Below are 13,621 nucleotides of genomic sequence, written 5' to 3' on the forward strand. Positions count from 1 at the left end.
CGGTGCTGGGTCTCAGACTGCGACGGGCTCTTCGGTGCGTTCCTGGGCGTCCTCGACCACCAGCCGGCCCATCACCTCGTAGCGGTCGGGGTGACGGGCCCGCATGTAGAGGGCCAGGCCGATACCGCCGAGGAAGACCGCGCCGACGATCCAGGGGATCAGCTTGAAGAAGAAGATCTCGGAGGCGGCCCCGGCGGCGGTGTCCAGGTTGACCACCAGCAGCACGATCGCGGCGAACATGCCGAGCCCGCCGAGCAGCGGCGCGACCAGCGTGCGGAACCAGTGCCTGGACTCGGGGTGGTTGCGGCGGAAGTAGGCGATCACCGCGAACGAGCAGAGCGTCTGCACCACCAGCAGCGCGAGCGTGCCGAGGATCGCGGTCAGCGTGTACAGCCCGACGTACGGGTCCTGTCCGGTGAACCAGAAGCCGCAGACCAGGGCCAGCGCGATGCCGGTCTGGGTGAACGAGGCGACGTACGGCGAGCCGTGCACCGAGTGGGTGCGGCCGAGCGCCGGGTGCAGGAAGCCCTCCCGGCCGATCGCGTAGAGGTAGCGCGAGGCGCACTGGTGGAAGGCCATCCCGCAGGCGAAGGCGCTGGTGACCATCAGCCACTGGAACGCGGTGACCGCCCAGCCGCCGAGGTACGTCCTGGCCGGCACCAGGAACAGGTCGAGCGGGGTGGAACCGGTGGCCAGGCCGACCGCCGCCTCGGGGGTGTCGGCGGCCAGCACCATCCAGGTGACGAAGGTGTACAGCACGCCGAGGGTGAGCACCGCGAGCAGGGTGGCCCGCGGGATGATCCGGCGCGGGTTGCGGGACTCCTCGCCGTACATCGCGGTGGACTCGAAGCCGATCCACGACCAGAAGCAGAAGAACAGCCCGACCCCCGCGTTGACCCCGGCGAAGGCGCCGGTCGGGTTGAGCGTGCCCCAGTGCAGACCGGTCGGGCCGCCGCCGTGCGCCAGCACCGAACCGGCCAGCAGCGTCAGCATCACCACCTCGCCGACCAGGAAGACGGCCAGCACCTTGGAGGCCACCTCCAGGTCGAAGTAGGACAGCACGGCGGTGATCGCCAGCATCACCAACGCGAAGACCTGCCACGGGAGATCGAGGCCGAACTGGGCCTCGAAGGCCTGCTGCGAGAAGTACGCGAAGATGCCCACGATGGAGGCCTCGAAGACCACGTAGGCGAGCACCGCGAGCAGGCCCGAGGCCATGCCCACCACCCGGCCGAGACCCTGCGAGACGAAGCCGTAGAACGCCCCGGCGGTGGTGATGTGCCTGGCCATCGACACGTACCCGACGGTGAAGACGGTCAGCACCACGGTGACGAAGAGGAATCCGGCCGGCGCGTGCACCCCGTTGCCGCCGCCGACCACCACCGGCAGGTTGCCGGTCATCGCGGTGATCGGGGCGGCGGTGGCCAGTGCCATGAAGACCACGCCGGCCAGGCCGACCGAGTTGGCTCTCAGCCGCTGCACCGGGGGCGGGGACTGCTGATCGGTTGGGGACACCGTGAACTCCCAGGAGGCGCATGGGGGATGGAGCGCCCAGTGTGCTGGGCGGCGCGCCCTCGACGGGATGAGCAGGATGTAGCCGGGACTGTTAAAGGATTGACGGCCTGTCATCTGTACGAGGGGCCCTCGGGTGCGCGCCGTCCGGCGCGGGCCCGACCGGCCCCGGGCCGCACGCCGTGCGGTTGAGCAGGTCGATGCCGAGCCGGGTCACGGTGTGCAGGACCGCGCCGCCCCGCCGCTGGGTGGTGATCAGGCGGGCGTTGCGCAGCACCGTGGCGTGCTGGCTGGCCGAGGACGGGGAGACGTTGAGGCGCCGGGCCAGTTCGGTGGTGGTGCAGCCCTCGGTGACGATCTCCAGGGCGGCCGCCCTGGTGCGGCCGAGCAGCGCGGTGAGCGACTGGCGGTCCGTCGGGTCCTCGCTCCACAGTTGCGCGGCGGTCAGCGGATCCCGGACGGTGGGGAAGGCGAGCACGGCCGGCGCGTCCGGGTCCAGCGAGTCGGTCAGCAGCACCGGCGGGTCGGCCAGGAAGACCATCGGTGCCAGCACCAGCCCCCGTCCCTTGAGGTGGACCTCCGACGCGTGCGGGTAACCGATCTCCAGCACCGGCGCCCGCCAGCGGATCGTCGGGGTGCAGAAGGTGCCGAGCAGCTGCTCCACCCCACCGCTCAGCAGTGAGCGGGCCAGGTCGGCCCTGACCGCGTCCAGGTGGGCCTGGATCCGGCCCCAGTACGGGCCGACGGTGAAGCGGTGGCAGGCCGCCACCGAGTCGGCCAGCCGCTGACGGGCGGTCAGGTCACCCTCCATCAGGGCGCGGATCCAGCGCTGGTCGGCCCGGGGCGCCGCGATGTTGCCCAGCTCCAGCCGGACCAGCTCGTCCGGCGCCCCCAGCAGCTGGTCGAGGCCCGCCTCGACGGAGGGGCCGGTGCCGGTCAGCGCACCCAGGTCGAAGCAGGGACCCGGGCCGGGGATCAACGAGGCGAGCGGGCGGATGCCCTCGGCCAGCGGGCCGCCGCGGAACTTCTGCCGCCAGGGCCGGAACTGGGCCCAGCCACCGGGCCCGGTCAGGGCCTCCAGGCTGTGGTACGCCTCGGCCAGCGGCCCGACCGTGGGCGCCACCCGCACCCGCAGCAAGTCGTCGGTGGTCAGATGGACACGTAACACGGCTTCCCCCCGTCCGTACCAGACTGCACCTTTAAGGCACCCCTGAAACCCCTGTCCTGAACCCCTGCCCACCGCGCAGGATGATCCGCAGGTGCCGGTGCCCGGCACGGGGGTCCGGGCACCGGGAGACCGTCCCTGCGTTCACGGCCTACTTGGTCACCTGGAAGGCGCCGTCCTTGAGGGCGACCTGGTAGGCCGGGAGCGGGCTCGGGGCCGGGCCGCCCTTGACCGAACCGTCGGCGAGGGCGAACTTGCTGTAGTGGCACGGGCAGTTGACCGTGCCGTCCTTGATCTCGTCCACCACGCAGCCCGCGTGGGTGCACTTGGCGCTGAACGCCTTGTACTCACCGGCCGTCGGCTGGGTGATGACGATCTTGGCCTCCCGGTACACCTTGCCGCCGCCCACCGGCACGTCGGCCACCGCACCCACCGTCACCAGGGTTGCCGTAGCGGGGGCAGCGGTGGCGCCGGTCGCCGAGTCGGCGGAGTCGGTGTCGGAGGAGCCGCAGCCGGTCACCGCGACGGCCGCGCCTCCGGCGGCCAGGGCGGCGCCGCAACAGAGCATGGTCCGGCGGCTGGGGGCGGGCGTGGTGTCGGTCATCGGTGACGGCTCCCTCGACGGGTACGGACGGGGTCGGTGCCGCAGTCTACGTCGGGGCGACGAAGGGCCGTGGTACCGGGATTCGTCCGGCACCACGGCCCTTCGGGGTACCGCTACTTCTTCTTGGCCGTCGCCCGCTTCCGTGGTGCCGGGACGACCGGCGGGAGCAGGATGTCGCGGAGGAACTTGCCGGTGTGGCTGGCCGTCACGTTCGCGATCTCCTCGGGGGTGCCCTCGGCGACCACCGTGCCGCCGCCGCTGCCGCCCTCGGGGCCCATGTCGACGACCCAGTCGGCGGTCTTGATCACGTCGAGGTTGTGCTCGATGACGATGACCGTGTTGCCCTTCTCCACCAGGCCGTCCAGCACCTTGATCAGCTTGCTGATGTCCTCGAAGTGCAGACCGGTGGTCGGCTCGTCGAGCACGTAGACCGTCCGCCCGGTGGAACGCTTCTGCAGCTCGGAGGCGAGCTTGACGCGCTGCGCCTCGCCGCCGGAGAGGGTCGGCGCGGACTGGCCGAGCCGGACGTAGCCGAGGCCGACGTCGTGCAGCGTGCGCAGGTGCCGGTGGATCGCCGGGACGGCCTCGAAGAAGTGCATGCCCTCCTCGATCGGCATGTCCAGCACCTCGGCGATGGACTTGCCCTTGTAGTGGACCTCCAGCGTCTCCCGGTTGTAGCGGGCGCCGTGGCAGACCTCGCAGGGGACGTAGACGTCCGGCAGGAAGTTCATCTCGATCTTGATGGTGCCGTCACCGGAGCAGTGCTCGCAGCGGCCGCCCTTGACGTTGAACGAGAACCGGCCGGGCAGGTAGCCCCGGACCTTGGCCTCCTGGGTCTCCGCGAACAGCTTGCGGACGTTGTCGAAGACACCGGTGTACGTCGCCGGGTTGGACCGGGGGGTGCGGCCGATCGGCGACTGGTCCACGTGCACGACCTTGTCGACCAGGTCGGTGCCGGTGACCCGGGTGTGCCGGCCGGGGACGCTGCGCGCGCCGTTCAGCTCGCGGGCCAGGTGGGTGTAGAGGATGTCGTTGACCAGCGTCGACTTGCCGGAGCCCGAGACGCCGGTGATCGCGGTGAAGGTGCCGAGCGGGAAGGCGACCGTGACGTCCTGCAGGTTGTGCTCGCGGGCGCCGTGCACGATGATCTGCCGCTTCTTGTCACGCGGGCGGCGGATCTCCGGGGTGGGGATGGCGCGGCGGCCCGAGAGATACTGACCGGTGATCGACTCGTCGTTGGTGAGCAGCTCCTTGAGCGAGCCCGAGTGCACCACCTTGCCGCCGTGCTCACCGGCGCCGGGGCCGATGTCGACCACCCAGTCGGCGGTCTTGATGGTGTCCTCGTCGTGCTCGACCACGATCAGCGTGTTGCCGATGTCGCGGAGCCGGACCAGGGTCTCGATCAGCCGGTGGTTGTCCCGCTGGTGCAGACCGATCGAGGGCTCGTCCAGCACGTACAGCACGCCGACCAGGCCGGAGCCGATCTGGGTGGCGAGCCGGATGCGCTGCGCCTCGCCGCCGGACAGGGTGCCGGCCGCGCGGTTCAGCGAGAGGTAGTCCAGGCCGACGTCGACCAGGAAGCGGAGCCGCTCGTTGACCTCCTTGAGCACCCGCTCGGCGATCTGCTTGTCCCGTGCGTCGAGCTTCATCGCACCGAGGAACTCGGCGCAGTCGGCGATCGACATCGCGGAGACGTCGGCGATCGACTTGCCGAGGACGGTGACCGCCAGGATCACAGGCTTGAGCCGGGTGCCCCGGCAGGTGGGGCACGGCACCTCGCGCATGTACCCCTCGAAGCGCTCGCGGCTGCTGTCGCTCTCCGACTCGGAGTGCCGCCGCGTCACGAACGGGATCGCACCCTCGAACGGCGCGGTGTAGGAGCGCTCGCGCCCGTACCGGTTGTTGTAGCGGACCTCGACCTGGGTCTTGTGCCCGTACAGCAGCGCCTTCCTGGCCCGCGCCGGCAGGCCGGCCCAGGGGATGTCGGTACGGAAGCCGAGCTCGCCGGAGAGCGCGTCGGTGAGGCGCTGGAAGTACTCCTTGGTGTGGCCCTGGGACCACGGGTGGATGGCGCCCTCTTCGAGCGACTTCTCCTCGTCCGGGATGACCAGCTCCGGGTCGACCTCCATCCGGTTGCCGAGGCCCGAGCAGTCGGGGCAGGCGCCGAACGGGGAGTTGAAGGAGAACGAACGCGGCTCCAGCTCCTCGAAGGAGACGTCGTCGTACGGGCAGTACAGGTGCTCGGAGTACATCCGCTCGCGCTCCGGGTCCTCCTCCGGGAGGTCGACGAAGTCGAGCACCACCATGCCGCCGGCCAGCTTGAGCGCGGTCTCCACCGAGTCGGTCAGGCGGCGCTTGGCGCTCTCCTTGACCGTCAGGCGGTCGATGACCACCTCGATGGTGTGCTTCTCCTGCTTCTTGAGCGTGGGCGGCTCGGTGAGCTGGACGGTGACGCCGTCCACCCGGGCGCGCGCGTAGCCCTTGGACTGGAGGTCGGCGAAGAGGTCGACGAACTCGCCCTTGCGCTCCCGGACCACCGGGCTGAGCACCTGGAAGCGGGTGCCCTCCTTGAGCTCCAGCACCCGGTCGACGATCGCCTGCGGGGACTGCTTGGCGATCGGGCGGGCGCAGTGCGGGCAGTGCGGCTTGCCGATCCGGGCGAACAGCAGGCGGAGGTAGTCGTAGACCTCGGTGATGGTGCCGACGGTGGAGCGCGGATTGCGGTTGGTGGACTTCTGGTCGATCGAGACGGCCGGCGAGAGGCCCTCGATGAAGTCGACGTCGGGCTTGTCCATCTGGCCGAGGAACTGGCGCGCGTACGAGGACAGCGACTCGACGTAGCGGCGCTGGCCCTCCGCGAAGATCGTGTCGAACGCGAGCGAGGACTTGCCGGAGCCGGAGAGGCCGGTGAAGACGATGAGGGAGTCGCGCGGCAGGTCGAGCGAGACGTTCTTGAGGTTGTGCTCGCGAGCACCACGGACGATGAGGCGGTCGGCCACTGCTTCTGGCGCCTTTCTCCGGGGGAGGTGGCTGGGAAGGGCTGCGTGGCCCACTGCTGGGACCAACAAGCGCAATCGGGTGAATTCTTCCAGTGTGCGCCAGTCAGCCTACTAGCTCAGGCGTTCGAATATCGAGCCTGGCCAACCGATTCCACCCGAACGGGTGACGCCCCGTCCGGCCCCGGCGGGAATCCAGCCGGAAAAACCCCTGTTCGGCGACCGGCACCCCGGTAGCGTCACGGTGTCAACGAGCCGCGCCCCCTCGGGGCAACGCCCGAGAGCACACCGAATCGGAGGCCGCAACATGACCGACTCCCACGCCGACTCCGGCAGCGCCGCTCCCGGCGCCGACCCCGCCGCCGCCCGCACCGCCGCCGGGATCGCGGCCGCCCGCCTGCGCGCCGTCGAGGAGTCCACCGCGACCCTGCTGCGGGAGACCGGCGGCCTGACCCCGACGGCGGTCGCCGAGCCGTCCGCCCTGCCGGGCTGGACCAAGGGGCACGTCCTCACCCACATCGCCCGGAACGCCGACTCCCTGGTCAACCTGCTGAACGGCGCCCGCACCGGCCAGGACATCCCGCAGTACGCCTCCCCCACCGCCCGGGACGAGGACATCGAGCTGGGCGCCCCCCGGCCACTGGCCGAGCAGCTGGCCGATCTCGCGGCCAGCCACGAGCGCTTCATGGCGGCCGCCGCCCAGCTGCCCGACGAGGCCTGGACGGCGCAGATCCGGCACCGCTCCGGCTACCTCTTCCCGGCCTACGAGCTCCCGCTGAAGCGGCAGATGGAGATCGAGTACCACCTGGTCGACCTCGGCGCCGACTACACCCCAGGACAGTGGCCCACCGGCTTCGCGGAAGGTGAACTCCCCCGCCTGGCCGAGCAGTTCGAGAAGACCGAGGGACTGCCCACGCTCACACTGGCGGCCACCGACACCGGCCAGCGGGCCGCCCTCGGCGACGGCCCCGAGCAGCTCACCGTCCAGGGCCCGGTCCGCACCCTCGCCGCCTGGCTGTCCGGCCGCTCCGACGGCACCGGCCTGCACGTCCACCGGGACGGCACGGAGCTGGACCACACCGCCCTGCCGCAGCTCCCGCCGATGGGCTGAGAGGCATGATGGCGGTTCCGGTTCGGATTCAGGTCCAGGACCGGTTACAGGTCCAGTGCGAGCGAGGAGCAGCGGCGCGATGACGTACCACGGAGCAGTGAAGGTCGGCGGCCCGCCGGACGTACGGGAGCTGGCCCACCTGATCATCACCAAGATCGCGGTCGGCCCGTACGAGAACAACGCCTACCTGCTGCGCTGCCGCGCCACCGACGAGCAGCTGCTGATCGACGCGGCGGCGGACGCCCCGGTACTGCTGGAGTCGGTCGGCGACCAGCTGGCCACCGTGGTCACCACCCACCGGCACGCCGACCACTGGGGCGCCCTGGCCGAGGTGGTCGCCGCCACCGGAGCCCGCACGGCCGCCGGCCGGATCGACGCACCCGGCATCCCCGTCCCCACCGACCTGCCGCTCGACGACGGCGACACCCTCCGGGTCGGCCAGGTCGACCTGACGGTCCGCCAGCTGACCGGGCACACCCCGGGCGCGATCGTGCTGGCCTACGACGACCCCCAGGGCCACCCGCACCTCTTCACCGGCGACTGCCTCTTCCCCGGCGGCATCGGCAACACCTGGAAGGACCCGGCCGCCTTCGACAGCCTGTACCGGGACGTCACCGAGAAGCTCTTCGTCCTCCCCGACGAGACCTGGGTCTACCCCGGCCACGGCAACGACACCACCCTCGGCGCCGAACGCCCCCACCTGCCGGAATGGCGCACACGCGGCTGGTGACGACCGGTCGACCCGGAGGCCCGTTCCCCACCCGGGGAGCGGGCCTCCGGCGTTGGCCGGGAGATTTCATGCGGCCGCAACACCGCCGCCAGGCCGGTGCGGAACGATGAACGCAATTCGAACCACGAGACGGAAGGGGAGACGATGACCCGCCGCTGTCCGCTCCCCCGCACCGGCTGCTGTCGTCGCCGCAGCCCGCTCGCCGTCTGACCGACCGTCACCCCCCCTGCGCTCCACCGCCCGGGTCGTACTCGCCTGCCCCGGGGCGGGAGTTCCGTCGTACCCCTGTTCTGGAGGACTGCCATGACCACCGTCGCCACCGAACTCCGTCTCACCCCCGCCGCCGGCCGGATCGGGGCCGTCGTGCACGACATCGAGCTGAGCAGCTCGCTCGACCCGGACACCGTGGCCGCGATCGAGGCCGCGCTGTACCGGCACAAGGTGCTGTTCTTCCGGGGGCAGCGGCAGCTGGACGACGCCGGGCACGAGGCGTTCGCGCGGCTGCTCGGCCACCCGGTGGGGCACCCGACCGTGCCGAGTGCGGACGGGCGGTACATCTTCGAGCTGGACGCCACCAAGGGCGTCCGGGCCAACAACTGGCACACCGACGTGACGTTCGTACCGTCCTACCCGAAGGCGTCCGTGCTGCGTGCGCTGGAACTTCCGGAGGCGGGTGGCTCGACGGTCTGGGCCAACACCGCCGCCGCGTACGAGGACCTGCCGGCACCGTTGAAGACGCTGGCCGAGAGCCTGCGGGCCGTGCACACCAACGACTACGACTACGCGGCCACGCTGGCGCTGGCTGACAACCGGGAGATCGCCGCGCTGTTCCGGCAGGTCTTCGTCTCCACCGCCTTCAAGACGGAGCACCCGGTGGTGCGGGTGCACCCGGTGACCGGCGAGCGGAGCCTGCTGCTCGGGGCGTTCGCACAGAAGATCGTGGGCGTCTCCGGGGCCGACAGCCAGGCCCTGATCAAGCTCTTCCAGCGGTACGTGGAGCGGCTGGAGAACACCGTCCGCTGGGACTGGAAGGTCGGCGACGTGGCGATCTGGGACAACCGGGCCACCCAGCACTACGCCGTCAACGACTACGGCGACCAACCGCGCCTGGTTCGCCGGATCACCCTGGACGGCGACCTGCCGGTCGGCGTGGACGGCACCCCGAGCCGACTGGTCGAGCCCACCGAGCCCCCGGCGGTGGCCGGGCTGATCCCGGCCGAGCAGCCGGAGGCGGCGGCCCTGGGCGGCTGAGCACGCGGAAGGGGCGCCCCGGCAGGAAACCCGGGGCGCCCCTCTCGCTGATCGGACGTCAGGCGTCGATCTGGTCCTTCTCGGTGGCGGTCGCGGCGGCGGCCGCCTCCTGCTTGCGGGAGGCGATCAGGCTGGTGACGGTGGTGACCACCAGCACGCCGCCGATGACGCCGAGCGAGAGCGGGATACCGATCTCGGGGACGTGCACGCCGCTCTCGTGCAGGGCGTGCAGCACCAGCTTCACACCGATGAAGCCGAGGATCACCGACAGGCCGTAGCTGAGGTGGACCAGCTTCTTCAGCAGGCCGCCGATCAGGAAGTACAGCTGGCGCAGACCCATCAGCGCGAAGGCGTTGGCGGTGAACACGATGTACGGGTCCTGGGTCAGGCCGAAGATCGCCGGGATCGAGTCGAGCGCGAACAGCACGTCGGTGGTGCCGATCGCGAGCATCACGATCAGCATCGGCGTCATCAGCCGCTTGCCGTTCTGCGTGATCATCAGCTTGGTGCCGTGGTACTTGTCCGTCGACGGGAAGCGCCGCTCGACCGCCTTGAGCAGGCGGTTCTCCTCGAACTCCTCGTCCTCCTCGTCGGCCAGGGCGTCCTTGATCAGCTTCCAGGCCGTCCAGACCAGGAAGGCGCCGAAGATGTAGAAGACCCAGGAGAACTCGGAGACCAGCGCGGCACCACCGGCGATGAAGACCGCGCGGAGCACCAGCGCGATGATCACGCCGACCATCAGCACGCGCTGCTGGTAGATCCGGGGCACCGCGAACTTGCCCATGATCAGGATGAAGACGAAGAGGTTGTCGACACTCAGCGACTTCTCGGTGATGTACCCGGCGAAGAACTCGCCGGCCGGCTGCGAGCCGCCGTGCCACCAGAGGAAGCCACCGAAGACCAGGGCCAGCGCGACCCAGACCGCGGTCCAGATCCCGGCCTCCTTGATGGAGACCTCGTGCGGCTTTCGGCCACCGATGAAGAAGTCGGCGACGACCAGGGCGATCAGGACCCCGATGGTCCCGATCCAGAGGCTTACGGAAACGTCCACTAGCTGCTCCTCCGGCAGGTAGGCGAGACATGCATCGTCACTGCCGGAGGTCTCTTCCGCCCGTCGGCCACGCTCGGCCGGACCGGACCAGCGCCCCGGGGTGCCGACGAAGGCACCCGTGATGACGGGAACGCTGCGGGGGAATACTCCCCTCCGCTACCGCCGAGCCTAACAGAAAACCCAAGAGAAGGTAAAGAAGGTAAAGGGAACGCCCAGGGACCGGCCCCGGTCCGGGGTACGAACGGTCAGAGGTACGGCTCGATCGCCGGCAGCATGTCCTGGAACGTCCGCGCCTTCGCCGGGGCGCCGATCGCCTGCATGCCCCAGCCGCCGCTGCCGTCCCGGTAGACCTTGGCCATGATCTGCCCGGTGTGCGGGCCGCCGCCGGTCAGCTCGTAGCGGGCCAACTCCTGTTCGGTGCCGGCGTCGACCAGCCGGCAGTGCGCCTGCTGGACCTCGGCGAAGCTCTGCCCGGTGTACGAGCTGACGGTGAACACCACCTGGGTGATGTGGGCCGGCACCTGGGCCAGGTCGACCAGGATCGACTCGTCGTCCTCCGAGCCCGCTCCGCCGACCAGGTTGTCACCGGTGTGCCGGACCGAGCCGTCGTTGCTGAGCAGGTGCTGGAAGAACACCACGTCCGAGGGGGTCTTCTCGGCGTAGAGCAGGGCGGAGGCGTCTAGGTCGATCTGCCTGGTCCGGGAGCCGAACAGGCCGCGCTTGGGCGCCGCCTTCCAGCCCAGGCCCATCCGGACCACCGTGAGCGACTCCCCCGAACTCTTCTGAAGACTGACCCGCTGTCCCTTGGCCAGATTCACCGACACGGTACTGCCCTCTCTCCTCAACCCCGGCCCGCACCAGGACCGGTCCAACGGCGGAACACCCCCTTGCCGTCCCCCGGCCGAGGCCCCCTGCACGGGCTTTGCCCACGGACCACCCTAGAGCCTGCGGACCATTGCCCCACGCTAACGACCACCCCGTGGCGCGGATCACGACTCGGGCCACGGGGCGTCCCCGCACTGTGCTACGTGTGTACACGGTCGGGCTTAAGCCATGCCTGCTTCGCGCATCTGCCGGAGCTCCTTCTTGAGCTCGCCGATCTCGTCGCGCAGGCGGGCCGCCAGCTCGAACTGGAGGTCGGCCGCGGCCGCGTGCATCCGGTCGGTGAACTGCTGGATCAGGTCGGCCAGCTCCGCCGCGGGCAGGCTCTTGGCCGGCTTGCGGCCGGCGCCCAGCGCCGGGACGGCGGCCTTGCCCTTCCCGCTGTTGCGGTACCCGGTGGAGAGCAGCTCCTCGGTGTCCATGTCCTCCCGGGAGAGGGTGTCGAGGATGTCGCCGATCTTCTTCCGGAGCGGCTGCGGGTCGATCCCGTGCTTGGTGTTGTAGTCCTGCTGGACCAGCCGGCGCCGGTTGGTCTCGCTGATCGCGAGCTCCATCGAGGGCGTGATCCGGTCCGCGTACATGTGCACCTGGCCGGAGACGTTACGGGCGGCGCGGCCGATGGTCTGGATCAGCGAGGTGCCGGAGCGCAGGAAGCCCTCCTTGTCCGCGTCCAGGATCGCGACCAGCGAGACCTCCGGCAGGTCGAGGCCCTCGCGCAGCAGGTTGATGCCGACCAGCACGTCGAACTTGCCCGCTCGCAGCTCGCGCAGCAGCTCGATCCGGCGCAGCGTGTCCACGTCGCTGTGCAGGTACTGGACCCGGATGTCCAGGCCGAGCAGGTAGTCGGTGAGGTCCTCGGACATCTTCTTGGTGAGGGTGGTGACGAGAATCCGCTCGTCCTTCTCGATCCGCTTGCGGATCTCGTGCACCAGGTCGTCGATCTGACCCTCCGTCGGCTTGACGATCACCTCCGGGTCGATCAGGCCGGTCGGGCGGATGATCTGCTGCACCGTGCCCTCGCCCCTGGCCAGCTCGAACTTGCCGGGGGTGGCCGACAGGTAGACCGTCTGCCCGACCCGCTCCAGGAACTCCTCCCACTTGAGCGGGCGGTTGTCCAGCGCGGACGGCAGCCGGAAGCCGTGGTCCACCAGCGAGCGCTTGCGGGAGGCGTCGCCCTCGTACATCGCGCCGATCTGCGGGACGGTCACGTGCGACTCGTCGATCACCAGGAGGAAGTCCTCCGGGAAGTAGTCGAGCAGCGTGTTCGGCGGGGAGCCGGGGGAACGGCCGTCGAAGTGCATCGAGTAGTTCTCGATGCCCGAGCAGCTGCCGATCTGACGGAGCATCTCCAGGTCGTAGGTGGTGCGCATGCGCAGCCGCTGGGCCTCCAGCAGCTTGCCCTGCTTCTCCAGCACGACCAGCCGCTCCTCCAGCTCCTTCTCGATGTCCCTGACCGAGCGCTCCAGGCGCTCGGGGCCGGCGACGTAGTGCGAGGCCGGGAAGACGTAGATCGACTCGTCCTGGCTGATGATCTCGCCGGTCAGCGGATGCAGCGTGTAGAGCGCCTCGATCTCGTCGCCGAACATCTCGATCCGGACCGCTAGCTCCTCGTAGACCGGGAAGATCTCGATCGTGTCGCCCCGGACCCGGAAGGTGCCCCGGCTGAACGCGATGTCGTTGCGGGTGTACTGCATGTCGACGAAGCGGCGGAGCAGCGCGTCCCGGTCGACCTCCTCGCCGACGTGCAGCTGGGCCATCCGGTCGACGTACTCCTGCGGGGTGCCGAGGCCGTAGATGCAGGAGACCGAGGCGACCACGATCACGTCGCGGCGGGTGAGCAGGCTGTTGGTCGCCGAGTGACGCAGCCGCTCGACCTCCTCGTTGATCGAGGAGTCCTTCTCGATGTAGGTGTCCGTCTGGGGGACGTACGCCTCGGGCTGGTAGTAGTCGTAGTACGAGACGAAGTACTCGACCGCGTTGTTCGGCAGCAGCTCGCGGAACTCGTTGGCGAGCTGGGCGGCCAGGGTCTTGTTCGGCGCCATCACCAGGGTGGGGCGTTGCAGCTTCTCGATCATCCAGGCGGTGGTCGCCGACTTGCCGGTGCCGGTGGCACCGAGCAGGACGACGTCCTTCTCACCCGCGCGGATGCGGCGCTCCAGCTCGGCGATGGCCGCCGGCTGGTCACCGCTGGGCTGGTAGGGGCTGACGACCTCGAAGGGCGCCACGGACCGCTCGATACTCGTGATGGGACGCACGAGTCCACCGTACGACCCCGCACCGACAATCCGGGCCCGACCGGAGGGCTCCGAACGGGCCCGC

The 13,621-nt window shown here is 70.1% G+C and carries 10 protein-coding genes; 3 read left to right on the top strand and 7 right to left on the bottom strand.

Annotation, left to right across the window (positions count from 1 at the left end; all coding sequences use genetic code 11):
- Positions 1–12 precede the first annotated feature (12 nt).
- From ACKUU6_RS09510 to uvrA, 4 genes are all read right to left on the bottom strand, one after another.
- A complete protein-coding gene (locus tag ACKUU6_RS09510) occupies positions 13–1,434 on the bottom strand; it encodes an APC family permease (RefSeq protein WP_407992078.1) in 1,422 nt (473 codons plus the stop codon).
- Positions 1,435–1,606: 172 nt separating this feature from the next.
- Entirely contained in the window at positions 1,607–2,680 is a 1,074-nt protein-coding gene (locus ACKUU6_RS09515; RefSeq protein ID WP_407988049.1) for an ArsR/SmtB family transcription factor, read from the bottom strand.
- A 148-nt stretch (positions 2,681–2,828) separates the two neighbouring features.
- On the bottom strand, positions 2,829–3,281 hold the full coding sequence (locus ACKUU6_RS09520) for a Rieske (2Fe-2S) protein (protein ID WP_407988050.1): 453 nt from the start codon (positions 3,279–3,281) through the stop codon (positions 2,829–2,831).
- A gap of 113 nt (positions 3,282–3,394) precedes the next feature.
- A complete protein-coding gene (uvrA, locus tag ACKUU6_RS09525) occupies positions 3,395–6,280 on the bottom strand; it encodes an excinuclease ABC subunit UvrA (RefSeq protein WP_407988051.1) in 2,886 nt (961 codons plus the stop codon).
- 304 nt (positions 6,281–6,584) lie between these two features.
- Here uvrA and ACKUU6_RS09530 point away from each other — a divergent pair, with 304 nt between their 5' ends.
- The 3 genes from ACKUU6_RS09530 to ACKUU6_RS09540 all read left to right on the top strand — a co-directional run bounded on the left by ACKUU6_RS09530 (position 6,585) and on the right by ACKUU6_RS09540 (position 9,369).
- Complete coding sequence (locus ACKUU6_RS09530) at positions 6,585–7,388, top strand: maleylpyruvate isomerase family mycothiol-dependent enzyme (protein WP_407988052.1); 804 nt, start codon at positions 6,585–6,587, stop codon at positions 7,386–7,388.
- A 79-nt stretch (positions 7,389–7,467) separates the two neighbouring features.
- Complete coding sequence (locus ACKUU6_RS09535; protein WP_407988053.1) at positions 7,468–8,118, top strand: MBL fold metallo-hydrolase; 651 nt, start codon at positions 7,468–7,470, stop codon at positions 8,116–8,118.
- A 303-nt stretch (positions 8,119–8,421) separates the two neighbouring features.
- Complete coding sequence (locus ACKUU6_RS09540; RefSeq protein WP_407988054.1) at positions 8,422–9,369, top strand: TauD/TfdA dioxygenase family protein; 948 nt, start codon at positions 8,422–8,424, stop codon at positions 9,367–9,369.
- A 58-nt stretch (positions 9,370–9,427) separates the two neighbouring features.
- Here ACKUU6_RS09540 and ACKUU6_RS09545 read toward each other — a convergent pair whose 3' ends face one another.
- The 3 genes from ACKUU6_RS09545 to uvrB form a co-directional block, all read right to left on the bottom strand.
- Complete coding sequence (locus tag ACKUU6_RS09545; protein WP_407988055.1) at positions 9,428–10,420, bottom strand: TerC family protein; 993 nt, start codon at positions 10,418–10,420, stop codon at positions 9,428–9,430.
- Positions 10,421–10,665: 245 nt separating this feature from the next.
- On the bottom strand, positions 10,666–11,244 hold the full coding sequence (locus tag ACKUU6_RS09550) for a TerD family protein (RefSeq protein WP_407988056.1): 579 nt from the start codon (positions 11,242–11,244) through the stop codon (positions 10,666–10,668).
- Positions 11,245–11,466: 222 nt separating this feature from the next.
- On the bottom strand, positions 11,467–13,557 hold the full coding sequence (uvrB, locus tag ACKUU6_RS09555) for an excinuclease ABC subunit UvrB (RefSeq protein ID WP_407988057.1): 2,091 nt from the start codon (positions 13,555–13,557) through the stop codon (positions 11,467–11,469).
- Between the last annotated feature and the right edge of the window lie 64 nt (positions 13,558–13,621).

Source organism: Kitasatospora sp. CMC57, assembly GCF_045866025.2.
Classification (GTDB): domain Bacteria; phylum Actinomycetota; class Actinomycetes; order Streptomycetales; family Streptomycetaceae; genus Kitasatospora.